Below are 24,923 nucleotides of genomic sequence, written 5' to 3' on the forward strand. Positions count from 1 at the left end.
CGGGAATGACCCGCCCGCCGGCCCCCGGCGGCGTAAACTAGCGGACATGGCCGGCCCCACCGCGTGGGTTTTTTCCGGCCGGTTCTCATTCCGGGGGTTCAAATGAAATCATGGTCATTGCGCGGCTTCCTGCTGGCCGGGCTGGCGCTGGCATCGGCCGCGCGAGCGGACATCACCGTCGGCATCGACCTCGCCACCACCGGCCCGGCGGCGGCGATCGGCATCCCCTCCAAGAACGTGGTCATGATGTGGCCGCCCACGCTGGGCGGGCAGAAGGCCACTTACATCATCCTGGACGACGCATCCGACCCCACCAATACCGTCACCAACGTGCGCAAGCTCACGTCCGAGCAGCGCATCGACGTCCTGGTCGGCCCCAACACCACGCCGGCCGCGCTGGCGGTGCTGGACGTGATCGCCGAAAGCAAGACGCCCATGGTGGCCCTGGCGGCCAACGCCTCCATCATCGAGCCCCATGCCGACGCCAAGCGCAAATGGGCGTTCAAGATGCCGCAGAACGATTCGCTCATGGCCAGCGCCATCGTCGGGCACATGGCCCGCGCCGGCGTGAAGACGGTCGGCTTCATCGGCTTCAACGATTCCTACGGCGAGAGCTGGTGGAACGAGTTCTCGCCGCTGGCACTGAAGGCCGGCATCAAGGTCGTCGCCAACGAACGCTACAACCGTACCGACACCTCGGTGACCGGGCAGGTGCTCAAGCTGATGGTGGCCAAGCCCGATGCCATCCTGGTGGCCGCCTCGTCCACGCCGGCGCTGCTGCCGCAGAAAACGCTGGTGGACCGCGGCTACCGGGGCAAGCTCTACCAGACCCACGGCATCGCCACGCCCGAGTTCCTGCGCCTGGGCGGCAAGGCGGTGGAAGGCACGCTGTTCCCGACCGGCCCCGGCGTGGTGGCGCACGGCCTGCCTGCTTCGCATCCGGTCAAGAAGGTGGCCACCGAGTTCGTTGACCGGTACGAGGCCAAGTTCGGCGCCGGCTCGGTCACCCAGTTCGCGGGCGACGCCTGGGGCGCCTGGATGCTGCTGGACGACGCCGTGGGGCGCGCGTTGAAGAAGGGCGCCAAGCCCGGCACGCCGGCGTTCCGTGCGGCGCTGCGCGACGCGCTCGAGTCGACCTCCAACCTGACCGTGCCCAACGGCGTGCTGAACATCTCGGCCAGCGACCACCAGGGCTTCGACGAGCGCTCGCGCGTCATGGGCATCGTGCGCGACGGCAAGTTCGCCTACGAGGGAGAAGGCAAGAGCAAGTAGGCGCGGCACAAGGGGGCGGACAGCGAGTTCGCCCCCTTTTTTCTTGCGCAATAAAATTGTCGACAATAATAAAGCAGGCAATTATAGTGAGCTGAAATTCACCGATCCGAGGAGACGGCATGAGCTGGCGGGCGGAAGCGGACGAGATCCGGCGCAGGCGGGAACTGGCGCGGGCATGCGGCGGCGAGGCGTCGGTGGCGCGCCAGCACGCGGCCGGCAAGTTGACGGTGCGCGAGCGCATCGACAAGCTGCTGGATGCCGGTTCGTTCCAGGAGGTGGGGCAGTTGGCGGGGCGGGCGGTCTACGCGGAAGGCAGGCTGGCCGGCTTCGAGCCCGCGCCCTATGTCATGGGCCTGGGGCGCATCTCCGACCGGCCCGTGGCGGTGGGGGGCGAGGACTACACCATTCGCGCCGGCACCGGCTTCGGCAGCGACCGCCGCAAGGGCGGGCAGGGCGGCTTCGTCGAGGATCTGGCCTTCCACTACCGCATTCCGCTGGTCAACCTGATCGATGGCACCGGCGGCACCGTCAACACCGTCAAGCGCAAGGGCTATTCGGTCACGCCGGGCTATGGCCAGGACGGTTTCGAGCGATCGGCCTCGCTGATGGGCATGGTGCCCGTGGTGAGCGCGGTCATGGGCACGGTGGCGGGCGGCCCGGCGGGGCGCGCCATGCTGGCCCACTGGACCGTCATGGTGCGCGACAGCAGCCAGATATTCGCGGCCGGCCCGCCGGTGGTCGAGCGCGCCTTCGGCGTCAAGCTGCACAAGAACGACCTGGGCGGGGCCAAGATCGCCGCCGACACCGCCGGGACCATAGACAATGTGGCGCCGGACGAGGAGACCTGCCTGGCGCAGATCCGGCGCTTCCTGTCGTACATGCCGCAGAACGCCTGGGAACTGCCGCCCGTGCTGATGTCGGGCGATCCCGTGGACCGCTGCGAGGACGCGCTGGTCGACATCGTGCCCCGTTCCGAGCGCCAGGCCTACAACATGAAGAAGCTGGTGGGCATGGTCGTGGACCGCGGGTCGGAGTTCGAGATCCAGCCGGGCTTCGGCCGGGCCGTCATCACGATGCTGGCGCGCATGAACGGCAAGGTCGTGGGCGTGGTGGCGAACAACCCCATGTTCGGCGGCATCGTCGACGTGAAGGCGGCGCGCAAGCAGACGCATTTCATCGACCTGTGCGATGCCTTCAACATTCCGCTGATCTTCTTCGTCGACGTGCCGGGCCTCTTGATCGGCGTCGAGTCCGAATCCGAGGCGATCATGCGCTTCGGCATCCAGCAGCGCTACGTGCTGGCGCAGGCCACGGTGCCGATCTACACGGTGCTGGTGCGCAAGTGCTTCGGCGTCGCGGGCGGCAGCGTGATCGACCGTTCCGGGTTGAATTTCAAGATCGCCTGGCCGTCCGCCAGCTGGGGCTCGCTGCCCATCGAAGGAGGGGTCAAGGCGGCCTACCGCGCCGACATTCAGGGCGCCGCCGATCCGGCCGCGCGCGAAGCCGAGATCGAGGCCGAGTTGCGGGCGCTGTCCTCGCCGTTCCGCACCGCCGAGGCCTTCGCGGTGGAGGATCTGATCGACCCGCGCGAGACGCGGCCTTACCTGTGTCAGTTCATCGACGCCGCGCAGGGCCGGCTGCGGACCACGCTGGGGCCCAAGCTGCGCGCGGGAGTGCGCCCGTGACTCAGGCCCGGCCGGCGCCGCCGGACACCAGCCGCGCCGCGGCGTTCCTGCAGGCCTTCGAGGAGGACCGCGGCACGCCCATCGCGTTCTGGTGGGTGTTCGCCGGGCCGTCCAATACGCTGACGCTGCCCGAGCAGATCGCGGCCAGCGTCGGTGACCGCATCATCTCGCACGCCATCGCCCCGGGCGAATGGATACGCGAACAGGAGATCGGCCAGCAGTTCGGCGTCAGCCGCAGCCCGGTGCGCGAGGCCATGCGCCTGCTCGAGCGCGAGGGCGTGGTGCGCATCCACGCCAGGCGGGGTGCCCGGGCCACCTTCCTGGCGCAAAAGGAAATCAAGGACCTGTTCGAGGTCCGCGCCAGCCTGGTGCGGCTGGTCGGACGCCTGGCGGCCGGGCACCGTCCCGAACGCTTGCTGGAACTGCTGGAGATCGGCTTCGCCACCCTGCGCGAGACGACCGACGATCCGGCCGCCGCGCGCCGCTACGGCGAGACCGCGGCCCAGATGACCCTGCTGTGCGCGGCGTTGTGCGGCAATGAACGCCTGTTTCCGCTGATCGCCTCGCTGTCCATGCAGATGCTGCGTTACACCGGCCTGGGGCTGAAGTCCCCGGAGCGGCGCCGCCGTTCCATCGTCCTGTGGCGCGGCGCCATCGATGCCATCCGGCGCGGCGATGCCGACGCCGCCGAACAGTTTTTCGCCAGTCGCCTGGAAGAGAACTGGCGGGAGATCCGCCGTCTGTTGGAGACCGAAGTGCCAGCGTAGAACACATTCCCGTCAGGAGGGAAGCATGGAGACTATCTATCAGGGCCGCCGCCGCGCCATCGTCGCGCTGGGGACGGGCATGGGAGGATTGCTGCTGGGTGCGGCGGCACGGCCCGCGTGGGCGGCCTGGCGGCCGGACCAGAACGTGGAGTTCGTCGTGCCGGCCGGGCCGGGCGGCGCGCTGGACCAGACCGGCCGCGCGATGAAGCAGTTCTACGACGAGAGCCACGTGCCGGGCGGCAAGACCTTCCTGGTCACCAACAAGCCGGGCGCGAACGGCAAGATCGCCTTCGAGGTGCTGCTGCAGAGGCGGGCCGATCCGCACTACCTGTCGATCAATTCCCATGGCTACATCTCGAGCTACCTGACGGGCAACCTGGATATCCTGCCCCATCGGGACCTGACCCCCATCGCCGTGATTCAGGACGAGTTCGTGGTGGCGGCGGTGCGCACCGAGTCGCCCATACAGTCCGCGGCCGACCTGGCCGAGCGGCTGCGCAAGGATCCCGCCAGCCAGCGCATAGGCGTGGCCACCAGCATCGGCAACCATATCCACATCGGCACGGCCAAGGCGCTGGGCGCGGCGGGCGTGGACGTGCGCAAGCTGGTGGTGGCGCCGTTCAAGTCTTCGGCCGAGTCCATGGTGGCGCTGGTGGGCGGCCATCTGGACGTGGTGGCCGCGACCACGCCCAACGTCATCGCGCTGAAGAAGGCCGGCAAGATCCGCGTGCTCGCGGTCAGCGCCGGTCAGCGGCTGGGCGGCCAGTTCGCCGACGTGCCGACGTGGAAGGAGCAGGGCATCGATTCGACCTTCAGCTCGGCCATGGGCATCGTCGCCGCCAAGGGCATCTCCGAGGACCAGATCCAGTTCTGGGAAGACATGTGCCGGCGCATGAGCCAGTCGCCGATGTGGGAGCAACTGGCCGAGACCAACCAGAGCCGGCCCAATTTCATGGGGCACCGCGACGCGGCGCGGTTCTACGAAGAGGAGTACCAGGGCATGCGCGAGATCGTCGCCAAGCTGGGCCTGCTGGGGGCGGGTAAATGAGCAATGCCAGGCTGACCGGGCATACCGGCCCGCTGAGCGGCTACAAGGCGATCGAGATCTGCTCCACGGTCGCCGGTCCCGCGTGCGGACGCATCCTGGCGGACTTCGGCGCGGACGTCATCAAGATCGAACCGCCCAGCGGCGATCCGCTGCGCAACATGGGCAAGCACGTGGGCGACGTGTCGCTGTACGCCGCCACGGCCCTGCGCAACAAGCGCGCGATGGTGATCGACCTGAAGACCGACGAGGGCCGGGACCTGGTGCGCCGGCTGGCGGCCAAGACCGACGTGCTGGTCGAGAACTACCGGCCCGGCGTGATGGAGCGGCTGGGGCTGGGCTACGAGGACTTGTCGCGCGAGAACCCGGGCCTGGTCATGGTGCGCATCAGCGGCTACGGCCAGACCGGGCCCTACCGGATGCGGCCCGGCTATGGCGCGATCTGCGAGGCCATGGCCGGCGTGCGCCACCTGACCGGCGATCCCGACCGGCCGCCGGCGCGCGTGGCGGTGGCCACGACCGATTATCTGTCGGCGGTCTATGCCGCGTTCGGCACGGTGTCGGCGCTGCTGAACCGGACCCGCACGGGCAAGGGGCAGGTGGTGGACGTGGCGCTGTACGAGACGGCGTTCACGCAGATGGAAGTCTACGTGCCCGCGTTCAAGACTCTGAATCTGATTCCCAAGCGGGTAGGGCCCAACCTGCCCAACATGGCGCCCAACAGCCTGTATCCCACCCGCGACGGCGGCTATGTGCTGATCGCGGCCAACAGCAACCCCACCTTCGAGCGGCTGATCGCGGTCATGGGCCGGCCGGACCTGATCGAGGACCCGCGCATGAGTTCGATCCGCGCGCGCGGATCGAACATCCCCTACTGCAACAGCGTGGTCAGCGAATGGACGCTGCAGCACGACGGCAGCGAGATCGAGCGCATGCTGCTCGAGGCGGAAGTGCCGGTGTCGCGGGTCTATACGATGGCCGACATCTTCGAGGATCCGCAGTTCGCCGCGCGCGGCATGCTGCCGGAAATTCCGCATCCCGAACTGGGCTCGCTGCACCATCCCGGCATCGTGCCCAGGCTGAGCGACACTCCCGGACAGATCATGCACACCGGCCCGGACCTGGGCCAGGATACGCGGCAGGTGCTGGCCGACGAACTGCAACTGTCGCCGCGCGAGATCGACGCCCTGGTCGAGCGCGGCATCGTGGCCTGCGGCGAACCCGCAGAGCCGGCATGAGGAGCGAGCGCCATGTTCGATAAGGTGCTGGTGGCCAACCGCGGCGCGGTCGCGGCCCGCGTGCTGCGCGCCCTCAAGCAGCTCGGCATCCGGACCGTTGCCGTGTATTCCGAGGCGGACCGGGATCTGCCTTACCTGGCTTGGGCCGACGAGACCCGCGCGATCGGTCCGGCCGATGCACGCGCCAGTTATCTGAACCAGGATGCGCTGCTTGCCGTGCTGGCCGAGACGAGGGCCGATGGCCTGCATCCCGGCTATGGGTTCCTGGCCGAGAACGCCGGCTTCGCGCGCCGCGTGGCCGCGCAGGGAGCGGGCTTCATCGGGCCGGGAGCGGACTGGATCGAGGCCATGGGACACAAGACCCGGGCCCGCGACCTGATGGCCGCGCGCGGCATGCCGCTGGGGCCCAGCTCGGGGCTGCTGGACGATGATGACGAGGCGAGCCTTGCGGCCGCGCGGCGCATCGGCTATCCGGTACTGGTCAAGCCCGCCGGCGGCGGAGGCGGCATAGGGATGCTGGCCGCGCACGACGACGCGCAACTGCTGGCCGCCGTCGCGCAGGCGCGTTCGCTGTCCCAGCGCAGCTTCGGCTGCGCCGATCTCTACCTGGAGCGGCTGGTCGAGCGGCCGCGGCACATCGAGTTCCAGGTGCTGGCCGACCGGCACGGCAACGTGCGGCATCTGTACGAGCGCGAGTGTTCGGTCCAGCGGCGCCACCAGAAGGTGGTGGAAGAAGCGTCGGCGCCCGGCCTGCCGCGCGCGGCGCTGGATGCCGCGGCCGATCGCGTCACCCGCATCCTGGCCGACATGCGCTACGACGTGATCGGCACGGTCGAGACCTTGTACGACGGCGCGGGCGGCTTCAACTTCCTGGAGATGAACACGCGGCTGCAGGTCGAGCACGCGGTGACCGAAGCGGTCACCGGCATCGACCTCGTGCAGGCCCAGGTGCGGCTGGCCTGGGGCGAGCGGCTGGATGCCGTGCTGCCGTCCTCGATCGGCCTGAACGGCCATGCGATCGAGGCGCGCATCTATGCCGAGGATCCGCTGCGTTTCCTGCCTTCGCCGGGGCCGCTGGCCAGGCTGGAGTGGCCGTCCGGCCCCGGCATACGGGTGGAGACCGGCTATGCGCAGGGCAGCCGCGTCACGCCGTACTACGACCCCATGATCGCCAAGCTCATCGTGCATGCCGAGGATCGCCCGCGGGCGCTGGCCGCGCTGGAAGAGGCCCTGCGCGCCACGGTGGTCGAAGGGGTCAAGACCAACATTCCGTTCGTGCTCGCGCTGCTGCGCAACGAACGGTTCGTCAACGCGGACATCGACACGGGCCTGGCGGCCGAGGTCGTGCGGGACATGAAGACGGCTGCCGCGGCGAACGCCGCGTAAGGCCGACGGGCATAGACAAGGGAGGGCGCCATGGCGCGTATCGAAGTGCAATCGGAGATCACCGGCACCGTGTGGAAGGTGGAGGTATCCGTCGGGGCGGCCGTGGAGGCGGAGGCGGCGCTCTTGATCGTGGAGTCCATGAAGATGGAAATTCCCATCCCGGCGCCCGCCGCCGGGACGGTACTGGAGCTGCGCGTGGGCGAAGGCGACCCGGTCGAGGAAGGCCAGGTCGTGGCCGTCATCGAGGGGTAGTCTGCGTCGCCAGACGCAGCGCGTAATCGCGCACGTCGGCCGGCCAGTCGCGCAGCAGCGCCGCGTAGCGTTCGCCGTCGCCCGCGAACAGCGCGCGGGCGGCCTCTTCGAAACCGGGCAGGTCGCCTGCCATGGCGGACATGAAATGGTAGGCCGCGTCGCGCGCGCGCCGTTGGCCTTCCTGGCCAGCGTGGGCGCGGCGGGCTTCCTCCACCAGCTTGCGCAGCGCCACCGACGCGCCGCCGGGCTGGCCGTTGAGCCATTCCCAGTGGCGCGGCAGCAGCGTGACTTCGCGCGCGACCACGCCCAGCCTGGGCCGCCCCTTGCCCCGGGGCGCCGAGGGCTCTTCGGCGGCCACGGCGTCGTCGCAGGCCGCGGGCGGTGTCGGGGGCAGGCGCGCCAGGACTTCGCGCTCGGAACCGCGCGTGTCGATGTCGAAGGGTTTTCCGGTCGCGTCGTCGAAGATGAGAATCGACGCGTGGTCCGGCGCGCGCGCGGCGCGCCGCACGGCCAGCGCGACGTCGCGCAGCGGGCCGCTGGCCAGCAGGCGATGGCCGTCGAAGGCGGTGCAGGTAAGGGCAGACATGGCATTCACCACAAGAAAGGATGTGGTATTAATTTACCCGGGTAAAAATATATTTGCAATAACACCCGGGTAAATTTATTGATATGTCGGCGATCCGCAACGACTGCTTCACGTGTAGCCCGATGCCGCGGGATTGGCCGTGTCGCCGCGGGCACGCGCCAGTTCCTGCCGCGTGCCCGCCTGGAGCAGCGCGCTGTCCTTGGCGATGGTGACGAAGCCGAATCCCTGGTCGGCATAGCGGCGCCCCGAGGCGCCTCCCGAGCATTGGATGCCGGCCACGCGCCCGTGGCGGCGGCAGGCGTCCAGAATGGCCGCGACCGCGTCGGCATGTTCCTTCTCCGGCTTGTCCAGGTCGGGCTCCAGCCCCAGGCCCAGCGCAAGGTCGGCGGGACCGACATAGATGCCGTCCAGGCCCGGCGTGGCGGCGATGGCTTCCAGGTTGTCCAGTCCCCGGCGGCTTTCGATCATCACGAAGCACATGGGCTCGTCGCCCAGCGTGGCCGTATCGCGCGCCTGCCGCACCAGCGCCGAACGGATGGGGCCGTAGGAGCGGATGCCGGTGGGTGGGTAGCGGCAGGCCGCGACCGCGGCGGCCGCCTGCTCGGGCGTCTCGCACATCGGCACGATCACGGCCTGCGCACCGGCGTCCAGCGCCTTGGCGATCATCCAGTCGGTCGAGGCGGGCACCCGCGTCACGGGGATGCCGCCGGCGCGTTCGATGGCGGTGAACATGGGCGTGACGTCGGCATAGTCGATCAGGCCGTGCTGCTGGTCCACGCAGACGTAGTCCAGTCCTCCCGCGGCCAGGAGTTCCGCGCCGAAGGCGCAAGGTAGAGCACACCATCCGCCGAAAACGGCTCGCTTTTCGGCGATCGCCAGGCGTAGGACTTTGGACATGACTGCCTCCCGTTGGGGGTTTTCACGCATGAGCGTGGATTCGAACGAAAAGTGATTGACAAAGATTCCGGCTGCCAACAGACTAAAAGTGTATCCACTTTTTCACGACAGAGATAGTGTCAAAGGCAAGCATGAGCAGGACACCAGAGATCGATGTTGGGGACTACGTCCGCGAGATACCCGGGCAGCAATTCCTGGTCCGCACCGAGGCGTATACGGACGAAGACGTCTTCGAACTGGAGATGAAGCACATCTTCGAGCGGACCTGGATCTACGTCGGACACGAGACCGAGTTTGCGTCGGCCGGCAGTTTCAAGACGGCCCATGCCGGGCGCCAGCCCATCGTCGTGATCCGCGACAAGGAAGGAAAGATCGGCGCCTTCTTCAACCGCTGCATGCATCGCGGCGCGGCGCTGTTGCGCGAGCCGCAGGGTGTCGTGCAGGAAATGCGGTGTCCGTACCACGGCTGGATCTTCGACCTCGCGGGCCGGACGCGCCTGGTGTCCGAGCGCGGCGACCCGGGCGGCTACGGCGCCAACTTCATCGAGCCCGAAGGCCTGGTGCGCGTGCCGCGCCTGGAAAGCTACCGCGGTCTGCTGTTCGTGTCGCTCGACGCCGGCATCGAGCCGCTCGTGTCCTACCTGGGCGAGCTCAAGGCCGTCATCGACGCCAAGCTCGATCTCTCGCCGGTGGGCCGCATCGCCATCGCTTCCAAGCCCTACGTCTGTCGATACAAGGGCAACTGGAAGCTGCAGACCGAGAACATCGTCGACGCCTATCACTTCATGCATACCCATGGCGCCTTCGTGAAGCTGCAGGCCAAGTACGGCGACAGCACCGGCGACTTCGGCGTGCACAAGGGACGCAGTTCGCGCGAGATGAGGGAGCAGCGCTTTCGCGGCGAGACCTGGTCCTGCCGGCAAGGGCATGGCTTCGCGCGGGTGCCGGCGGCCGATCCGGGCTACCTGCTCGATGGCGAATTCGGACGCATGTATCGCGGGCTGCTGGACACGCATGGCGAAGCGGCGTTCGCGGGCATCACCTCGAAGGCGACCTCCACGGTATTTCCCAGCATGGGCATGATCCATCAGCAGATCCGGGTCTGGCGTCCTATCTCGGTCGATGAGACCGAGGTGCTGATCTATCCGTACGAGATCGAGGGCGCGCCTGATGCCTTCAACGCCGGCATGCTGCGCAGCCAGGAGCGGTTCTATGGGCCGTCGGGTTTCGGCATGACCGACGACACCGAGATATTCGCTCGCGTGACGCAGGGCCTGCGCGCCAGCAGCGTGGAGTGGCTGCTGTTCGACCGCGGCATGGACAGCGACGAGAGGACCGGCAGCGGCGACTACCGCGGCCTGCCGTCCAGCGAAGCGCCCCAGCGCGCCCTGTGGCGGGCCTGGGAAAAACTGATGCGGCAGGCATCGAAGCACGCTTGAGGCGGGAATCGAGTATGGAAAGCGCAATGTTGCAGGACATCACCCAGTTCATTTATCGCGAGGCGCGGCTGCTGGACGACAGGAAGTTCGACGATTGGCTGAACCTGTTCGACGACGACGGCTTCTACATCGTGCCCCTGGTGGACGAGGCGCGGCCGGGGCGGCAGGCGGCCATCGTCAACGACGACAGGATGGCCCGCGAGGAGCGCGTGTATCACCTGGTCAACCACTGGTTTCCGGCCCAGCAGCCGCCGTCGCGCACGCTGCACTTCGTCTCCAACGTGGCGGCCGACGAACGCGGCGACCTCTGGTCCGTGTCGAGCAGCCAGTTGATCCACGAGACGCGCGGCGGCGACTGGACCCAGGTCGGCCTGGGAGAGAAGAACGCCATCGCGGCCCGCGTCGACTATCTGCTGCGCCATCGCGACGGGGGATTCCGGATTCACGAGAAACGCATCCATCTGCTCGACCGTGCGGGCTGGCAAGGCAATCTCGCCTTCATCTATTGATACACAGGGAGTACGGCACATGAAGCTGGTCAGGTACGGCGCGCAAGGGTGCGAGCGGCCGGGCATGCTGGACGGGCAGGGCGGGTTGAGGGATTTGTCGGGCCTCTTGCGGGACATCGATGCCCGGGCCATGGCGCGCGGCCTGCAGGACAGCCTGGGCGCGGTCGACGCCGGGCGCCTGCCCCGGGTCGACGGAACACCGCGCCTGGGGGCGCCGCTGGCACGGCCGGGCAAGATCATCGCCATCGGCTTGAACTACGTGGACCATGCCAGGGAGTCCGGCATGGCGATTCCGGCCGAGCCCGTCGTGTTCATGAAGGCGCCGTCGACGCTGTCCGGACCGTACGACGACGTGCCCAAGCCGGCGAAGGCCGAGAAGATGGATTGGGAAGTCGAGCTGGGCATCGTCATCGGCAAACCTTGCCGCGACGTGTCCGAGCTGGATGCGGCCGGCAGCATTTTCGGCTACGTGCTGGCGAACGACCTGTCTGACCGGGCCTTCCAGCTCGATCGCGGCGGCCAGTGGGACAAGGGCAAGAGCTTCGACCGTTTCTGCCCCATCGGTCCCTATCTCGTGACCCATGACGAGATCGCCGACGTGCACGCGCTCGACATCTGGCTCTCGGTGGACGGCGAGCGGGTGCAGCAGAGCAACACCCGCCAGATGATCTTCAAGTGTCCGGCCATCGTCAGCTACCTGAGCCAATGCATGACCCTGGAGCCGGGCGATCTCGTCATTACCGGCACGCCGGCGGGCGTCGGCCTGGGCATGAAGCCGCCGCGCTACCTGCGAGGCGGCGAGCTGGTCGAACTGGGCATCGCCGGCCTGGGTACGCAGAAGTACCGCATCACCCGCTGATCCCTCCCAACCGTTTCTCCACAGGAATCCCGCATGCACGCTGTTTCTCCCAACGATGCGTTTCTTGATCACCTGGCCGCGTTCTGCATCCGCTCCCGCGGCTTCGAGATCGATGCCGCCTGCCGCGACGCCGTCAGGAAGGTCGTGCTGGACTCGTTCGGCGTGGTGCTGGGCGCGCTGGACCACCGGGCCGCCCAGCGCGCGCGCAGGTTCGCCGCCTGCTTTCCGTTGTCCGAAGGCGGGGCCAGACTGTGGGGATCCGGCGAACGCGTGGGCATCGAACATGCCGCCCTGCTCAACAGCCCGCCGCTGCGCGCCTACGATTTCAACGATTTCTATCTTGGCCGCCTGGGCGGCGCGCATCCCAGCGACATCCTGACCGGCGTGATCGCGGTGGCGGAGTCGGCCGGCGCGAGTGGCCTGGAGGTGGCGCGGGCCCTGTGCCTGGGCTACGAGATGATCGTGGCCATGAGCGACTACTTCGATCCCGACCGGGCCGGCTGGGACTATCCCTGTCTGACCGCGCTGGGCGCCACGGCCGCGATCGGCGACATGCTGGGACTCGATCATGCGCAGTTCCGGCAGGCCTTCTCGATCACCGTGAACGCGAACTATCCGTCGCTGGAAGCGGAGTCCTCCGAATTCGACGCGCATGGCGAGCTGACCATGTGGAAGCGCTTCAACGGCGGTGACGGCGTCCGGCATTCGATCTACGCCTGCCATCTGGCCAGGTGCGGCGTGGAGGGCGTGGTACGTCCCTTCGAGGGGAAGTTCGGCTATCTGGCCAAGCTGCAGGCCACCACCGACGAGGCCGCGCAGGCCGTGCGGCGCCTGCAGGGCATCGAGCGCTTCGAAGGCATCGCCCGCGGCAGCTTCAAGCGCTGGCCGGTCGGATCGCGCGGACAGAGCGCCATCCAGTCGGCCCTGCGAGCGCGTGCCGCCTGGCAGGACGCGGGCCGCTCGCCGGAGGCGATCGCCAGGGTGACGGTACATGCCGATCCCGGGGTGTATCGCCACCTGTACGAGATCCGCGTCGATCCGTTCGCGCCGCGCACGCGCGAGGCCGCCGATCATTCCCTGCCTTACATCGTCGCGGCCGCCCTGGTGCAGGGCGGCATCCGTCCCGCCAGCTTCGAGGCGCCGCTGCGCGAATCGCCTGAACTGCGCCGGCTGCTGGACGGCCGCATCGAGGTGGTCCAGGCCGAGTCGGCCTCGCCGTCCAACCTGTTGTCGGAAGTGGTGATCGAGGACGAGGCCGGCAATCGCCAAAGCGGTGGCCGCGAGGCCGCGCCCGGGTCGGCCGGCGTGCCGATCTCGTTCGACACCCTGGTCGAGAAATTCAAGGAGAACCTGGGCACGGGCCGGGCCGCGCGGGCCGAGGCCTTGATCGCCGCCGTGGCGGATCTCGATGCCTGCGTCGACATGCGGAGTCTGGTGGACGAGACGATGGCCTGAAAGCCATCGCCTGTGGATGCCGCGCAGGCCGTGCCTGCCGGTGGATGTGCCGTGTAGAGCTTCTATGAGAGGTCCTTGCCATGCTTACCCGTTCAGTCTGGAAATTCCTGCTTGCCCTGTGCTGTGCCGCGAGTTCATACCCGGCACTGGCCGACGACTTCCCCAGCAAGGCCGTGCGGTTCATCGTGCCCTTTTCGCAGGGCACGGGGCCTGACCGCCTGGCCCGCCTGGTCGGAGAAGAATTGACCAAGGCCTGGAAGGTCCCGGTCGTGGTCGAGAACCGCCTGGGGGCGTCGGGCCACGTGGGGGCCCAGGTCCTGGCCCAGTCGCAGCCCGACGGCTATACCGTCGGCGTCATGGGCAGCAACATTTCGGTAACCGCCCACCTCATGAAGTCCGATACTTTCGTGCCCATGCGCGACCTGCAGCCGCTGGTCATCGCCGGCTATGGCGACATGACGCTGGTGGTGTCGGGCAAGTCGCGTTTCAACACGCTGACGGAGTTCCTGGACTACGCCAAGGCCAACCGCGGCAAGGTGGCGTTCGCCAGCGCCGGCATAGGCTCGCCTTCGCACATCTTCATCGCCCAATTGCAGCAGAAGACGGGAACGGAGTTCCTGCACGTGCCGTACAAGGGCACGGCCCCGGCCGTGACGGACCTGATCGGCGGCCAGGTCGAGGCCTTCTTCATCGCCACCCACACCGTCAAGCCCTATCTGGCCTCGGGCCAGTTGAAGGCGCTGGGCGTGGGGGCCGAGCAGCGCAACTCCCACGCGCCCGAGATCCCTTCCTTCGCCGAACTGGGCGTGAAGGACTTCTCGACCGAGGCCTGGTACGGCTTCATGCTGCCGACCGGGGTTCCCGCGCCGATCGCCGAGAAGCTGTACCGCGACATCCACACGATCGTCAGTAACGAGCCCGTACGCGGCCAGCTCGACAAGTTCGGCCTGACGATGCGGCCGTCCACGACCGCCGAGATGCGGGAGTTCGTCGGCAAGGAGTTCCGGCGCTATGGCGAGGTCATCGCGCAATACCACATCAAGGCGGAGGAGTAAGGCGATGCAGGCAGGGGCTCAGCAGTTTCCCACGGTGATCGACGTCACCGGCATGTCGGTGCTCGTGGTGGGGGCGGAGGGCGGGGTGGGGCCGGCGGTGGTCGACGGCTTCGAGGCGCATGGGGCACGGGTCCATGCCGGTTACCTGGCGCCGGGAAGCGGCGGCGCGGACAGGCCCGGCGACCGCGTGCCCGCCGATGCGGATCCGGCCGCCATCCGCGATTTCCTGGATCGGGTGGAAGACGCCCATGGTCCGCTCGATGCCTTGATCTTCGTGTCGCCGCCGGTCTCGGTGGGCAAGGCGCTGGACATCGATCCGGTACTGTACGCCCAGGTCGCGCGCGACGAACTGGTCCTGCCCGTGCTGTTGCTGCGCGAAGCCGCCGCCCGCATGGCGCGGCGCGGCTTCGGGCGCCTGCTGTCGTTCTGCTCGATGTCGGGCAAGACCGGCGCGCATCCGGGCGTCAGTCCCTATGCCGCGGCCAAGGGCGGCCTGATCGCGTTCAGCCGTTCGCTGGCGGCCGAACTGGCGCCGCAGGGCGTGACGGTCAATGCCATCGCCACCGCGCTGTTCGACGTCCAGGTGACCAAGACCGGGGAAGACCTTGAGCACGTACTCAAGGGCATCCCCGTCGGACGCGTGGGGCGCTCGCAAGAGGCCGCCGCGGCCGCCTTGTTCCTGGCCTCGCGTCTGTCCGGCTACATCACGGGGGAAACGCTGAACATGTCCGGCGGGCGCTTCATGGATTGAGCGCCGCCCGGGACTACAGGCGCACGCGCAGGATCGCCACCGCGTTCTGCATGAAGACCGGTGCGTAATCCGGGTCGATCAGCTTGATCGAGGCCGTGGCCGAGCGCACGAGCTGCAGGGTCTGGATACGCTGCGCAGCCTGGAGGTCTTCGGTTTCGTAGGCGTGCAGCAGCCCCGCATGGTCGCCCAGGTCGTCGGCGAAGAGCGACGGCGATGTCTGTTCGAGCGAGTAGCGCGCGCGTTCGGTCCGATGCCAGTATTCGTCCATCTTGTCGATGTACATCCGGCCCGCGGGCCGGTTCAGGCGGCGGTGGAAATCCAGGTGCAGGTCGCGCCAGTGGCTGGACTGCTCGTCGTCCTGGCGCGACATCCTGTCCACGACCTTCTTGCAGGCGGCCAGTTCGGTCCGGCTCAGGCGCCCCATGGAAACCTGGGTGGCGATGGCCTGGCAGGCGATCCACAGTCCGTAGATCTGGTCGACTTCCTCGGCCGTGAGTTGCGTGACCGTCATCCGGTACTTGAAGCGTGCCTCGGCCAGCCCGTCGGCCTGGAGCATGCGCAGCGCTTCGCGCACCGGCGTGCGGCTGACGCCATATTTCTGCGAAATATGGACCTGGTTCAGCTCATGGCCGGGCTGGAACTCGCCCTGGAAAATGCGTTTGCGCAGCGCCTCGTAGATGCGCACCGCTTCGAGATCGGTCTCGGCGCCCTCGCTGTCGGTCTTCGCCATGGACGCGCGATCAATGCTTGCCGGTGCTTCCGAACCCGCCCGCGCCGCGGTCGGATTCCGTGAAATCGTCGACCACGTTGAAGCTGACCTGGGCCACCGGCACGATGATCATCTGGGCCAGGCGCTCCATGGGCTGGAGCACGAAGGCTTCCTGCCCACGGTTCCAAGTCGACACCATCAACTGGCCCTGGTAGTCGGAATCGATCAGCCCCACCAGGTTGCCCAGCACGATGCCGTGTTTGTGGCCCAGGCCCGAGCGCGGCAGGATCATTGCGGCGTAGCCGGGGTCGGCGATGTGGATGGCCAGGCCCGTGGGCACCAGCACGGTCTGGCCGGGCTGGATGGTTTGCGGGGCTTCCAGGCAGGCGCGCAGGTCCAGGCCGGCGGAGCCCGGGGTGGCGTAGGCGGGCAGGTAGTCGCGCATGCGCGCGTCGAGGATCTTCAGGTCTACGGATTTCATGCGTTGCGATGGGATGAACGTTGATTGCGGTTGGGCGGCACGAAGGGTGGCAGCATCGTGCCCGGGATGCCCTGCGCGCCACGCAGCGTCTGGCGTCCGCGCCGGAACAGCGAGCGCGCGACGACGAACAGGATGATGGTGCGGACGATGTTGAAGGGTTCGAGCGGATCGTGGTCCATCAGCGCCGCGCCGATGCTGCTGACGGTCAGTACGCCGAACAGCACGCCCAGGAGGATCTGGATGGTGCCCTTGACCGCGCTGTTGCCCTGGGCCGCCAGCGTGGCGCGCGAGGCCGGCTCGCTGACGCCGGCCGGCATGTTGGCCGAGGGGGACGACGGTGCGGTGGGGGCGGACGGGATGCCGGTGCCGGCGGTGTATTGCTGGCCCGGGCTGCGCGTGTCCTTTTGCGAGCCCGGCAGCCGCAGCGCCGAGCGGAAGCCGCCCGTGCCGGTCTTGAGCAGGCCTTGTTCACCCGGCGTGCCGGCGCCGCGGTTGACCATCTTGTCGATATAGGCGGCGTAGTCGCCGTTTGGGGGTTCCGCGTCGAAGGGCATGACGGTCCTCCTCGGATCGTTCACGAGCCGGCGCGCCGGCCGATTTCTGCCACCAGCTGTCGCGCGGCCGCGAGCTTGGACAGGCGGGCCAGCGGATGTTCGCCGGCATCGTCGTACAGTACCAGGGTGGTGTCGTCGCGGCCCAGCACTTCCTGGGCCAGGTTGCCCACCAGCAGCGGCACGCGCTTGCGCGCGCGCTTCTCGGTGGCGTGGCAGGCCAGGTCCTCGGTCTCGGCGGCGAAGCCCACGCAATAGGGCGGGCGCGGCAGGGCCGCCACCGTGCCCAGGATGTCGGGGTTCTGCACGAATTCAAGCGCCGGCGGCGCGCCGTCGGTTTTCTTCAGCTTGCGGGCGCTGACTTCCTTGACCCGCCAGTCCGCCACCGCCGCGACGGCCACGAAGATGTCGGCATCCGGCACGCCCGCCATCACGGCATCGAGCATGTCGCGCGCGGTCATCACGTCGACCCGGCGCACCCCGCGCGGCGCGGCCAGCGCGGTGGGGCCGGACACCAGCGTGACCTCGGCGCCGGCCTCGCGCGCCGCGCGCGCGATGGCATAGCCCATCTTTCCCGAGGACACGTTGGTCAAGACCCGCACCGGGTCGATGGGCTCGGAGGTGGGGCCGGCCGTGATCAGCACCCGCCTGCCGGCCAGCACCTTGGGCTGGAAGTGGGCAATCAGGTCTTCGAGGATTTCGTGCGGTTCCAGCATGCGGCCGGAACCGACCTCGCCGCAGGCCTGGTCGCCTTCGGCCGGGCCCAGCAGCGTGACGCCGTCCGCGCGCAGCTGCGCGGCGTTGCGCTGGGTGGCCGGATTGGCCCACATCTCGCGGTTCATCGCCGGCACCACCAGCAGCGGGCAGGCGCGGGCCACGCATAGCGTGGTCAGCAGGTCGTCGGCCATGCCGTGCGCCAGCTTGGCCAGGAAGTCGGTGCTGGCGGGCGCGATCAGGACCGCGTCCGCCCCCCGCGTCAGGTTGATGTGCGCCATGTTGTTGGGCATGCGCGCATCCCACTGGTCCACGTAGACCGGCCGGCCCGACAGCGCCTGCATCGTGACCGGCGTGACGAAGTGCGTCGCGGCCTCGGTCATGACCACGTCCACCGTCGCGCCGCGCTCGGTCAGGCGCCGCACCAGCTCGCAGATCTTGTAGCAGGCGATGCCGCCGGTCATACCGAGGACGAGGCGCTTGTTGGCGAGGTCGGACATGGGCGGGGTGGGGAGAGGTTGGATCAGGGGATTATAGACCCCGTGCCCAGGGGCCACGGCCCCTGCGCCTCAGGTCGCGGGAGGGGTGTCGCCGCTGCGTGGCTTGCGGATTTCGTCGACGATCAGCAGCACCGCGCCGACCGTGATGGCCGAATCGGCCAGGTTGAACGCGGGGAAGAACCAGTCGCCGTAGTGCACCAGCACGAAATCGATGACGTGGCCGTGGATGAAGCGGTCGATCACGTTGCCCAGGGCGCCGCCCAGGATCAGGGTCAGCGCCCACGAGAACAACCGCTGGTGGCCATGGCGCGACAGCATCCAGACGATGAAGCCGGACACGCCCAGCGCCAGGATGGTGAAGAACCAGCGCTGCCAGCCGTCGGCGCCGGCCAGGAAGCTGAAGGCCGCGCCGCGGTTGTACAGCAGGGTGAAGTCCAGCACCGGCAGCAGCGGCAGCCGCTCGCCGTAGGCGAACAGCTTGTCCACCGCGACCTTGGTGACCTGGTCGGCGACGATGATGAGCGCGGCGATGGCCAGCCAGGCGGCCAGCCGGGAACGCGGGGCGGGCGCGCCCATCAGGCGAACTCGCGCGGTTCGCCCGTGCCCTCGAGATTGGCGACGCAGCGGCCGCAGATCTCGGGCTGCTCGGGATCGACGCCCACGTCCTCGCGCCAGTGCCAGCAGCGCTCGCACTTCTTGTGGCCGGACGGGGCGACGTCGATCCGCAGGTCGCCCTCGGCGGCATGCAGGCCCACGCGCGAGACGATCAGCACGAAGCGCAGGTCTTCGCCCAGGCTGGCAAGCAGCGCGTAGTCGGAGGCCGGCGCGTGGATGTCGATCTCGGCCTGCAGCGAGGAGCCGATGCCGCCCGCCGCGCGGACTTCCTCCAGCTTCCTGGTGACTTCTCCGCGCAGGTGGCGCAGGCGGCCCCATTTCTCGAGCAGGGCTCCGGCGTCCGGCTGGGCCGGCACGGCATGGAAGGTTTCCGTGAAGATGGTGAGCGACCCCTGCTTGACCAGCGCCCAGGCTTCCTCGGCGGTGAACGAGAGGATGGGCGCCATCAGCTTGAGCAGCGCCTGCGTGACGTGCCAGAGCGCGGTCTGCGCCGACCGCCGGGCCACGCTGCCGGGGGCGGTGGTGTAGAGGCGGTCCTTCAGGATGTCGAGGTAGAACGCGCCCAGGTCCTCGGAGCAGAAGGTCTGCAGCCGCGCCGTGGCCGGGTGGAATTCATAGCGGTCGTACAGCGCCGTGATCTCTTCCTGCAGGCGGGCCGTCATGGCCAGCGCGTAGCGGTCGATCTCGAACATCCGGGCGTCGGGCACGGCCTGGGTGGCGATGTCGAAGTCGCTCAGGTTGGCCAGCAGGAAGCGCAGCGTGTTGCGGATGCGGCGATACGATTCCACCACGCGCTTGAGGATCTCGTCCGAGATCGACAGTTCGCCCGAGTAGTCGGTGCTGGCGATCCACAGGCGCAGGATCTCGGCGCCCAGCGTGTCGGAGATTTTCTGCGGCGCCAGCGTGTTGCCGAGCGACTTGCTCATCTTGCGGCCCTGTCCGTCCACGGTGAAGCCGTGGGTGAGCAGGGCCTTGTAGGGTGGCGTGCCGTTCAGCATGCAACTGGTCAGCAGCGACGAGTGGAACCAGCCGCGGTGCTGGTCCGAGCCTTCCAGGTACAGGTCGGCGGGCCAGGCGCCGTCGGCAGCATGCGAGCCGCGCAGCACGGTCTGGTGGGTCGTGCCGGAGTCGAACCAGACGTCCAGCGTGTCGCGGTTCTTCTCGTACAGGCCGGCCTCGTCGCCCAGCAGTTCGCGCGGGTCCAGCGATTGCCAGGCTTCGATGCCGCCCTGTTCGATGCGCTGCGCGACCTGTTCGAGCAGTTCGGGCGTGCGGGGGTGCAGCTCGCCGGTTTCCTTGTGCACGAAGAAGGCCATGGGTACGCCCCATTGGCGCTGGCGCGACAGCGTCCAGTCGGGCCGGTTGGCGATCATGGCGTGCAGCCGCGCCTTGCCCCAGGAAGGGTAAAAGCGGGTCGCTTCTATGCCCTCCAGCGCGCGTTCGCGCAGCGTGCCGCCGCCTTCGGCGGGCAGGATGTCCATGCCGGCGAACCATTGGCTGGTCGCGCGGTAGATGATGGGGGTCTTGTGGCGCCAGCAGTGCATGTAGCTGTGGCGCAGCTTCTCGACCTTGAGCAGCGTGCCGGCTTCCTCCAGCGCGGCGACGATCTTCGGGTTGGCGTCCCAGATGGTCAGGCCGCCGAACAGCGGCAGCGTCGAGGCATAGCGGCCATCGCCCATCACCGGGCTGATGATGTCAGCGTCCGGCATGCCGTTGCCCTTGCAGGAGATGAAGTCCTCGATGCCGTAGGCCGGCGCCGAGTGCACGATGCCGGTACCGGTGTCCAGGGTCACGTAGTCGCCCAGGTAGACGGGCGAGAGCCGGTCGTAGCCCGGATCCTTGCGGGCCAGCGGATGGTGGAAGGCGATGTGGTCCAGCGCCAGGCCCTTGCAGGTGGCGACGATCTCGCCTTCCAGGTCCCAGGCCTGCAGGCAGGTCTCGACGCGCTCGCGGGCGAGGATCAGCAGCGTGCCCCAGGCCTGCGGCGTCTTCACGCGCACCAGCGCGTAGTCGATCTCGGGGTGGACGTTCAGCGCCTGGTTGGAGGGGATGGTCCACGGCGTGGTGGTCCAGATGACGACGGCGCCTTCCTCGTCGATCGAGGGCAGCCCGAAGGCCTTGGCCAGCGCCGCGCGATCGGCGAAGGGGAAGGCCACGTCGATGGCGGGGTCGGTGCGATCGGCGTACTCGACCTCGGCCTCGGCCAGCGCCGAGCCGCAGTCGAAACACCAGTTCACGGGCTTGAGGCCGCGGAAGACGAAGCCTTTTTCCAGGATGGTGCCCAGCGCGCGCAGCTCGTCGGCCTCGTTGCGGGGGTTCATGGTCAGGTAGGGGTGGTCCCAGTCGCCCAGCACGCCCAGGCGCTTGAAGTCCTTGCGCTGCCGGTCGATCTGCTCGGTGGCGTAGGCGCGCGCCTTGGCCTGTACCTCGGCCACCGGCAGCCCCTTGCCGTATTTCTTTTCGATCTGGATCTCGATGGGCATGCCGTGGCAGTCCCAGCCCGGCACGTAGGGCGCATCGAAGCCGGCCAGCGTGCGGCTCTTGACGATGATGTCCTTCAGGATCTTGTTGACCGCGTGCCCCAGGTGGATGTCGCCGTTGGCGTAGGGCGGACCGTCATGCAGCACGAAACGCGGCCGTCCGGCGCTGGCCGCGCGGATGGCCTGGTACAGGTGCTTCTCTTCCCAGGCCGCGACCCAGCCGGGCTCGCGCTTGGCGAGATCGCCGCGCATGGGGAACGGAGTGTCGGGAAGGTTGAGAGTTTTCTTGTAGTCCATGGAAAAACAGGATTTTGCACATCGGCCCCGTCCGCGGGGCAGGCAAGCTTCACATTCAAATATCGTAGGCCACGGAAGGCGGGAAGAACTCAATTCTTCGCCAGCCAAGGCAGTTTCCAGGATGCGGTGGATCCGGCTCCGCCGGTCCACCCGCATCGCCCCCTGGGGGGCGCGCGTCAGCGCGTAGGGGGGGGCCTAACTAATTCGATCGGTCGCGGAAGTGGCCAGATCGGCCTGGCCCAGGTGGCTGGACGCGAAATAGGCCCGGGCCTGGCGCGCGTCGTCCTCGATCGCCGCTTTCAGAGTCGGCAGATCGACGAATTTTTCTTCGTCGCGCAGCTTTTTCAGGAATTCCACCTGTACGAGTTTACCGTAAGCGTTGCCGCTGAAATCGAACACGTGGACTTCCAGCAGGACCCGGCCGCTGTCGTCGACCGTGGGGCGCACCCCCAGGCTGGCCACGCCGGGCAAGGGTTGGGGGGCCAGTCCGTGCACCTGCACCACGAAGATGCCGGACAGGGCCGGGCAGCGGCGCGAGACGCGCAGGTTCAGCGTGGGAAAGCCCAGCGTGCGGCCCAGTTTCTGGCCGTGGATGACGTGGCCGCTGACGCTGTAGGGGTGGCCCAGCAGCTCGGCGGCGCGGTCCAGGTCGCCGACCGCCAGCGCCGTGCGGATGGCGGAACTGGAAATGCGCTGGCCCTGGTCGGTGACCGACTCCATGGATTCGACCTCGAAGCCGTGGCGCGCTGCGCTGGCGCGCAGCAGGGCGATGTCGCCGGTGCGGTGGGCGCCGAAGCGGAAGTCGTCGCCCACCAGCAGCCACTTCACGTGCAGGCCCTCGATCAGCAGCCGGTCGATGAAGGCCTGGGCCGGCATCGAGGCCAGGCGTTCATTGAAGCGTTCCACCACCACGTGCTGCATGCCGTAGCGGGCCAGCGCGCACAGTTCGTCGCGCAAGCCGGCGATGCGGGTGGGCGCCAGTTCGGGGCGCTGGTGCAGTTCGGCGAAGAATTCGCGGGGATGGGGCTCGAAGGTCATGACCGTCGGCACGAGCCCCCTGGCCTGGGCAGCTTCGCGCACGCGGGCCAGGATGGCCTGGTGGCCGCGGTGCACGCCGTCGAAATTGCCGATCGCCAGCGCGCACGGGCGGCGCAGCGAAGGCGGCGGCAGGCCCCGGAAAATGCGCAGGGCGGACGGCGGGAGGGGCGGGACGGACGGATTCAAGCCGGTGGCAAAGCGGAAGCTGGGAAGTCGAATTCTAGCTGCCCGGGGGCAGGTTCCTGATTATAGGCGCGTCGCCGTCGGGCCGCGTGCCGCGCAGGTTGACCACCACGCCCTGCAAGTGGTCGCGCATGGCGTCGGCCGCCTCGCGGTTGCGGCCGGCCTCGACCAGATCGAGGATGTGCAGGTGCTCCCGCGCCTGGCGGTAATAGCGCTGGCGGTCGACCATGGCGCGGTATACCAGGAGGCGGCGCACCCTGTTGACCCGTCGCAGCACGTCGCTGAAGAACGGGTTCTGCGAGGCTTCGGCCAGGGTTTCGTGGAATTTCACCGCGTGTTCGTACAACTCGTCGGCGGTCATGGTGTCGGCGCCGCCGGCCAGGATCTGGCCTTCCACTTCGCGCAGCCGGGCGGCTGCCTCGGGGCTCAGGTGAAAGCTCGGTTCCAGCAGGCTGGCCGGTTCGATCGCCAGCCGCAGGCTGTAGGTCTGCTCCAGCGCCTCGGGTGTGCGCAGGATGGGCGAGAAGGTCCAGCCGTAGCCGATGCGCCGTTCCGCCCAGCCTTCGCGCGAGATCTTGCGCAGCAGCTCGCTCAGCTGCCGGTGCGTGAGGCGGTAGGTCTGGCGCAGGTAGGTCTCGGTGACGTGGTCCTTGAGCTGGCCACGCAGTCGGTCTTCGGCGATCTGGAAGTAGACCCGGGTCAGTTCCGGCTGGGTGCTCAGGCCCAGTTGTTCGGGCGCCGCCAGTTCGGCATCGGAAAGGAAATAGCCGCGATTGGCCTCGTGCCGCAGTACTCCCTTGTCGGCCAGCAGTTGCAGGGCCTGGCTGACGGTCCAGCGCGATACGCCGAAATGGTCTCCCAGCGACTGGGCCGTGAGGTGGGTACCGGCAGGCAGTGCCTGGGCGTTGGCGTGGGCGAGGATACGGCCTGCCAGTTCAGGGACGACGGCTTTGCGGGATTCGCTGCGCGGACGTTGGGCGGTCGACATGTTCCGGAGTGGGGGGCTATCAGCGTGTCGGGGAAAAGCAGAGGCTGCGCGCCGCGAAACCAGCACGCAGACACGATGTTAGCGGTTTTCCGCAGTCACTCCGTTCTTCCCTGACTATCCATTAATTGCATTTATATGCATAAATATGCAATCATGGGGCAGAAAAAATGAGGAGACACACCATGAAACCCATCCAACGTACGATCCGGGCCCTGTTCGTCGCGGCCGCGCTGAGCGCCGGGGCTTCGGCCCAGGCGCAGTCCTACCCGAGCAGGCCTGTCAGCCTGGTGACGCCGTTCCCGCCGGGAGGCGCGGCCGACGTCGTGATCCGCCTGATGGCCCAGGAACTGGGCAAGGAGCTGGATGCGACCTTCATCGTCGACAACCGCGCGGGCGCCGGCGGCGCCATCGGCACCAGCTATGTGGCCCGGGCCAATCCCGACGGCTACACCCTGCTGCTGACATCGTCCAGCACGATGTCGATCAACCCGCACCTGACGGCCAAGCGTCCATACGATCCGTTCACCAGTTTCACGCCCATCTCGCTGGTCGGCTACGCCACGAACGAACTGGTGGTGACGGCCACGCTGCCCTACAAGACGGTCGGCGATGTCATCGCCGCCGCCAAGGCCGCGCCGGGCAAGATCGCGTTCGGCTCGAACGGCGTCGGCACGCTTAGCCACCTGATGGGCGAGATGTTCATGCAGCAGGCGGGCGTGAAGATGCTGCACGTGCCGTACAAGGGCGCGGCGCCGGCCGTGGCCGACACCGCCGCGGGCCAGGTCTCGGTGCTGTTTTCCAACTACGCCAGCGTGGCGCCGATGGTCAAGTCGGGCAAGCTGCGCGGCCTGGCCATCACCAGCCTGAAGCCGACGCCGCTGGCGCCGGGGCTGCCGACCATCGCCGAGTCCGGCCTGCCGGGCTTCGAGGCCAACCAGTGGTGGGGCCTGTGGGGGCCGGCCGGCCTGCCCAAGGAAATTGTCGACAAGCTCAATGCCGCGGCGACCAAGATCCTGACCAGCCCCGAGGCCATCAAGCGTTTCAACGCGGAAGGGGTGGACCTGCTGAGCGGCACGCCGGCCGACCTGACGGCCTACCTGCGCGCCGACTACGATCGCTGGGGCCAGGTGGTCAAGGCCGCCGGGATCACGCCCGAATGACGTTCCGAGCC

Annotated in this window: 24 protein-coding genes; 14 read left to right on the forward strand and 10 right to left on the reverse strand. The window is 68.2% G+C overall.

What is annotated here, in order from left to right; translation table 11 throughout:
• Window positions 1–102 precede the first annotated feature (102 nt).
• From EV675_RS26375 to EV675_RS26405, 7 genes are all read left to right on the forward strand, one after another.
• Window positions 103–1,272, forward strand: coding sequence for an ABC transporter substrate-binding protein (locus EV675_RS26375; RefSeq protein WP_130361496.1), 1,170 nt, complete (start codon window positions 103–105; stop codon window positions 1,270–1,272).
• 119 nt (window positions 1,273–1,391) lie between these two features.
• Complete coding sequence (locus EV675_RS26380) at window positions 1,392–2,957, forward strand: acyl-CoA carboxylase subunit beta (protein WP_130361498.1); 1,566 nt, start codon at window positions 1,392–1,394, stop codon at window positions 2,955–2,957.
• On the forward strand, window positions 2,954–3,724 hold the full coding sequence (locus tag EV675_RS26385; RefSeq protein ID WP_165404782.1) for a GntR family transcriptional regulator: 771 nt from the start codon (window positions 2,954–2,956) through the stop codon (window positions 3,722–3,724). Before EV675_RS26380 ends, EV675_RS26385 begins: the two co-directional genes overlap by 4 nt.
• A gap of 25 nt (window positions 3,725–3,749) precedes the next feature.
• Window positions 3,750–4,772 carry a tripartite tricarboxylate transporter substrate binding protein gene (locus tag EV675_RS26390; protein WP_165404783.1) on the forward strand — a complete coding sequence of 341 codons (1,023 nt, stop codon included), beginning with the start codon at window positions 3,750–3,752 and terminating at the stop codon, window positions 4,770–4,772.
• Window positions 4,769–6,007, forward strand: a complete 1,239-nt coding sequence (locus EV675_RS26395) for a CaiB/BaiF CoA transferase family protein (protein WP_130361504.1) — start codon at window positions 4,769–4,771, stop codon at window positions 6,005–6,007. Before EV675_RS26390 ends, EV675_RS26395 begins: the two co-directional genes overlap by 4 nt.
• Before the next feature lie 12 nt (window positions 6,008–6,019).
• Entirely contained in the window at window positions 6,020–7,393 is a 1,374-nt protein-coding gene (locus tag EV675_RS26400) for an acetyl-CoA carboxylase biotin carboxylase subunit (RefSeq protein WP_130361506.1), read from the forward strand.
• A gap of 30 nt (window positions 7,394–7,423) precedes the next feature.
• A complete protein-coding gene (locus EV675_RS26405; protein WP_130361508.1) occupies window positions 7,424–7,645 on the forward strand; it encodes an acyl-CoA carboxylase biotin carboxyl carrier protein subunit in 222 nt (73 codons plus the stop codon).
• Here EV675_RS26405 and EV675_RS26410 read toward each other — a convergent pair.
• Complete coding sequence (locus EV675_RS26410; RefSeq protein WP_130361510.1) at window positions 7,632–8,231, reverse strand: DUF2239 family protein; 600 nt, start codon at window positions 8,229–8,231, stop codon at window positions 7,632–7,634. The two genes, EV675_RS26405 and EV675_RS26410, sit on opposite strands and share 14 nt — an antisense overlap.
• 108 nt (window positions 8,232–8,339) lie before the next feature.
• Entirely contained in the window at window positions 8,340–9,128 is a 789-nt protein-coding gene (locus tag EV675_RS26415; protein WP_165404784.1) for an HpcH/HpaI aldolase family protein, read from the reverse strand.
• 131 nt (window positions 9,129–9,259) lie between these two features.
• On the opposite strand from EV675_RS26415, the gene EV675_RS26420 reads away from it, so the two are divergent.
• The 6 genes from EV675_RS26420 to EV675_RS26445 all read left to right on the forward strand — a co-directional run bounded on the left by EV675_RS26420 (window position 9,260) and on the right by EV675_RS26445 (window position 15,196).
• Entirely contained in the window at window positions 9,260–10,567 is a 1,308-nt protein-coding gene (locus EV675_RS26420) for an aromatic ring-hydroxylating oxygenase subunit alpha (RefSeq protein WP_130361514.1), read from the forward strand.
• Window positions 10,568–10,593: 26 nt separating this feature from the next.
• On the forward strand, window positions 10,594–11,076 hold the full coding sequence (locus tag EV675_RS26425; RefSeq protein WP_165404785.1) for an aromatic-ring-hydroxylating dioxygenase subunit beta: 483 nt from the start codon (window positions 10,594–10,596) through the stop codon (window positions 11,074–11,076).
• A 19-nt stretch (window positions 11,077–11,095) separates the two neighbouring features.
• Window positions 11,096–11,935 carry a fumarylacetoacetate hydrolase family protein gene (locus tag EV675_RS26430; protein ID WP_130361518.1) on the forward strand — a complete coding sequence of 280 codons (840 nt, stop codon included), beginning with the start codon at window positions 11,096–11,098 and terminating at the stop codon, window positions 11,933–11,935.
• A gap of 33 nt (window positions 11,936–11,968) precedes the next feature.
• Window positions 11,969–13,390 (forward strand): MmgE/PrpD family protein, encoded by a 1,422-nt coding sequence (locus EV675_RS26435; RefSeq protein ID WP_130361520.1) that lies wholly within the window; start codon window positions 11,969–11,971, stop codon window positions 13,388–13,390.
• 80 nt (window positions 13,391–13,470) lie between these two features.
• Window positions 13,471–14,445, forward strand: a complete 975-nt coding sequence (locus EV675_RS26440) for a Bug family tripartite tricarboxylate transporter substrate binding protein (protein WP_130361522.1) — start codon at window positions 13,471–13,473, stop codon at window positions 14,443–14,445.
• A gap of 4 nt (window positions 14,446–14,449) precedes the next feature.
• The gene (locus EV675_RS26445) at window positions 14,450–15,196 is read left to right on the forward strand and encodes an SDR family NAD(P)-dependent oxidoreductase (RefSeq protein ID WP_130361524.1); all 747 of its coding nucleotides are present in this window, start codon (window positions 14,450–14,452) and stop codon (window positions 15,194–15,196) included.
• Between the two features lie 13 nt (window positions 15,197–15,209).
• Here EV675_RS26445 and EV675_RS26450 read toward each other — a convergent pair whose 3' ends face one another.
• From EV675_RS26450 to EV675_RS26485, 8 genes are all read right to left on the reverse strand, one after another.
• Complete coding sequence (locus EV675_RS26450; RefSeq protein ID WP_130361526.1) at window positions 15,210–15,926, reverse strand: GntR family transcriptional regulator; 717 nt, start codon at window positions 15,924–15,926, stop codon at window positions 15,210–15,212.
• A 10-nt stretch (window positions 15,927–15,936) separates the two neighbouring features.
• The gene (gene dut / locus EV675_RS26455; protein WP_124690302.1) at window positions 15,937–16,386 is read right to left on the reverse strand and encodes a dUTP diphosphatase; all 450 of its coding nucleotides are present in this window, start codon (window positions 16,384–16,386) and stop codon (window positions 15,937–15,939) included.
• Complete coding sequence (locus tag EV675_RS26460) at window positions 16,383–16,940, reverse strand: hypothetical protein (protein WP_130361528.1); 558 nt, start codon at window positions 16,938–16,940, stop codon at window positions 16,383–16,385. Before EV675_RS26460 ends, dut begins: the two co-directional genes overlap by 4 nt.
• Window positions 16,941–16,960: 20 nt before the next feature.
• Window positions 16,961–18,151, reverse strand: a complete 1,191-nt coding sequence (gene coaBC, locus EV675_RS26465) for a bifunctional phosphopantothenoylcysteine decarboxylase/phosphopantothenate--cysteine ligase CoaBC (protein ID WP_130361530.1) — start codon at window positions 18,149–18,151, stop codon at window positions 16,961–16,963.
• Window positions 18,152–18,220: 69 nt separating this feature from the next.
• Complete coding sequence (gene lspA / locus EV675_RS26470; RefSeq protein ID WP_130361532.1) at window positions 18,221–18,727, reverse strand: signal peptidase II; 507 nt, start codon at window positions 18,725–18,727, stop codon at window positions 18,221–18,223.
• Complete coding sequence (gene ileS / locus EV675_RS26475; protein WP_130361534.1) at window positions 18,727–21,543, reverse strand: isoleucine--tRNA ligase; 2,817 nt, start codon at window positions 21,541–21,543, stop codon at window positions 18,727–18,729. Before ileS ends, lspA begins: the two co-directional genes overlap by 1 nt.
• A 195-nt stretch (window positions 21,544–21,738) precedes the next feature.
• Window positions 21,739–22,767, reverse strand: a complete 1,029-nt coding sequence (locus EV675_RS26480; protein ID WP_242621603.1) for a bifunctional riboflavin kinase/FAD synthetase — start codon at window positions 22,765–22,767, stop codon at window positions 21,739–21,741.
• A 34-nt stretch (window positions 22,768–22,801) separates the two neighbouring features.
• Window positions 22,802–23,752 (reverse strand): GntR family transcriptional regulator, encoded by a 951-nt coding sequence (locus tag EV675_RS26485; protein ID WP_130361536.1) that lies wholly within the window; start codon window positions 23,750–23,752, stop codon window positions 22,802–22,804.
• Window positions 23,753–23,934: 182 nt separating this feature from the next.
• Here EV675_RS26485 and EV675_RS26490 point away from each other — a divergent pair, with 182 nt between their 5' ends.
• A complete protein-coding gene (locus tag EV675_RS26490; protein WP_165404786.1) occupies window positions 23,935–24,912 on the forward strand; it encodes a Bug family tripartite tricarboxylate transporter substrate binding protein in 978 nt (325 codons plus the stop codon).
• Window positions 24,913–24,923 lie beyond the last annotated feature (11 nt).

Source organism: Pigmentiphaga kullae, assembly GCF_004216695.1.
In the GTDB taxonomy this organism is placed as follows: domain Bacteria; phylum Pseudomonadota; class Gammaproteobacteria; order Burkholderiales; family Burkholderiaceae_B; genus Pigmentiphaga; species Pigmentiphaga kullae.

What these genes read in the sequence shown, in the direction of transcription:
- EV675_RS26375 (WP_130361496.1), top strand. Translation starts at nt 103, where the DNA reads ATGAAATCATGGTCATTGCGCGGCTTCCTGCTGGCCGGGCTGGCGCTG.
- EV675_RS26380 (WP_130361498.1), top strand. Translation starts at nt 1,392, where the DNA reads ATGAGCTGGCGGGCGGAAGCGGACGAGATCCGGCGCAGGCGGGAACTG.
- EV675_RS26390 (WP_165404783.1), top strand. Translation starts at nt 3,750, where the DNA reads ATGGAGACTATCTATCAGGGCCGCCGCCGCGCCATCGTCGCGCTGGGG.
- EV675_RS26395 (WP_130361504.1), top strand. Translation starts at nt 4,769, where the DNA reads ATGAGCAATGCCAGGCTGACCGGGCATACCGGCCCGCTGAGCGGCTAC.
- EV675_RS26400 (WP_130361506.1), top strand. Translation starts at nt 6,020, where the DNA reads ATGTTCGATAAGGTGCTGGTGGCCAACCGCGGCGCGGTCGCGGCCCGC.
- EV675_RS26405 (WP_130361508.1), top strand. Translation starts at nt 7,424, where the DNA reads ATGGCGCGTATCGAAGTGCAATCGGAGATCACCGGCACCGTGTGGAAG.
- EV675_RS26410 (WP_130361510.1), bottom strand. Translation starts at nt 8,231, where the DNA reads ATGTCTGCCCTTACCTGCACCGCCTTCGACGGCCATCGCCTGCTGGCC.
- EV675_RS26415 (WP_165404784.1), bottom strand. Translation starts at nt 9,128, where the DNA reads ATGTCCAAAGTCCTACGCCTGGCGATCGCCGAAAAGCGAGCCGTTTTC.
- EV675_RS26420 (WP_130361514.1), top strand. Translation starts at nt 9,260, where the DNA reads ATGAGCAGGACACCAGAGATCGATGTTGGGGACTACGTCCGCGAGATA.
- EV675_RS26425 (WP_165404785.1), top strand. Translation starts at nt 10,594, where the DNA reads ATGTTGCAGGACATCACCCAGTTCATTTATCGCGAGGCGCGGCTGCTG.
- EV675_RS26430 (WP_130361518.1), top strand. Translation starts at nt 11,096, where the DNA reads ATGAAGCTGGTCAGGTACGGCGCGCAAGGGTGCGAGCGGCCGGGCATG.
- EV675_RS26435 (WP_130361520.1), top strand. Translation starts at nt 11,969, where the DNA reads ATGCACGCTGTTTCTCCCAACGATGCGTTTCTTGATCACCTGGCCGCG.
- EV675_RS26440 (WP_130361522.1), top strand. Translation starts at nt 13,471, where the DNA reads ATGCTTACCCGTTCAGTCTGGAAATTCCTGCTTGCCCTGTGCTGTGCC.
- EV675_RS26445 (WP_130361524.1), top strand. Translation starts at nt 14,450, where the DNA reads ATGCAGGCAGGGGCTCAGCAGTTTCCCACGGTGATCGACGTCACCGGC.
- EV675_RS26450 (WP_130361526.1), bottom strand. Translation starts at nt 15,926, where the DNA reads ATGGCGAAGACCGACAGCGAGGGCGCCGAGACCGATCTCGAAGCGGTG.
- dut (WP_124690302.1), bottom strand. Translation starts at nt 16,386, where the DNA reads ATGAAATCCGTAGACCTGAAGATCCTCGACGCGCGCATGCGCGACTAC.
- EV675_RS26460 (WP_130361528.1), bottom strand. Translation starts at nt 16,940, where the DNA reads ATGCCCTTCGACGCGGAACCCCCAAACGGCGACTACGCCGCCTATATC.
- coaBC (WP_130361530.1), bottom strand. Translation starts at nt 18,151, where the DNA reads ATGTCCGACCTCGCCAACAAGCGCCTCGTCCTCGGTATGACCGGCGGC.
- lspA (WP_130361532.1), bottom strand. Translation starts at nt 18,727, where the DNA reads ATGGGCGCGCCCGCCCCGCGTTCCCGGCTGGCCGCCTGGCTGGCCATC.
- ileS (WP_130361534.1), bottom strand. Translation starts at nt 21,543, where the DNA reads ATGGACTACAAGAAAACTCTCAACCTTCCCGACACTCCGTTCCCCATG.
- EV675_RS26485 (WP_130361536.1), bottom strand. Translation starts at nt 23,752, where the DNA reads ATGTCGACCGCCCAACGTCCGCGCAGCGAATCCCGCAAAGCCGTCGTC.
- EV675_RS26490 (WP_165404786.1), top strand. Translation starts at nt 23,935, where the DNA reads ATGAAACCCATCCAACGTACGATCCGGGCCCTGTTCGTCGCGGCCGCG.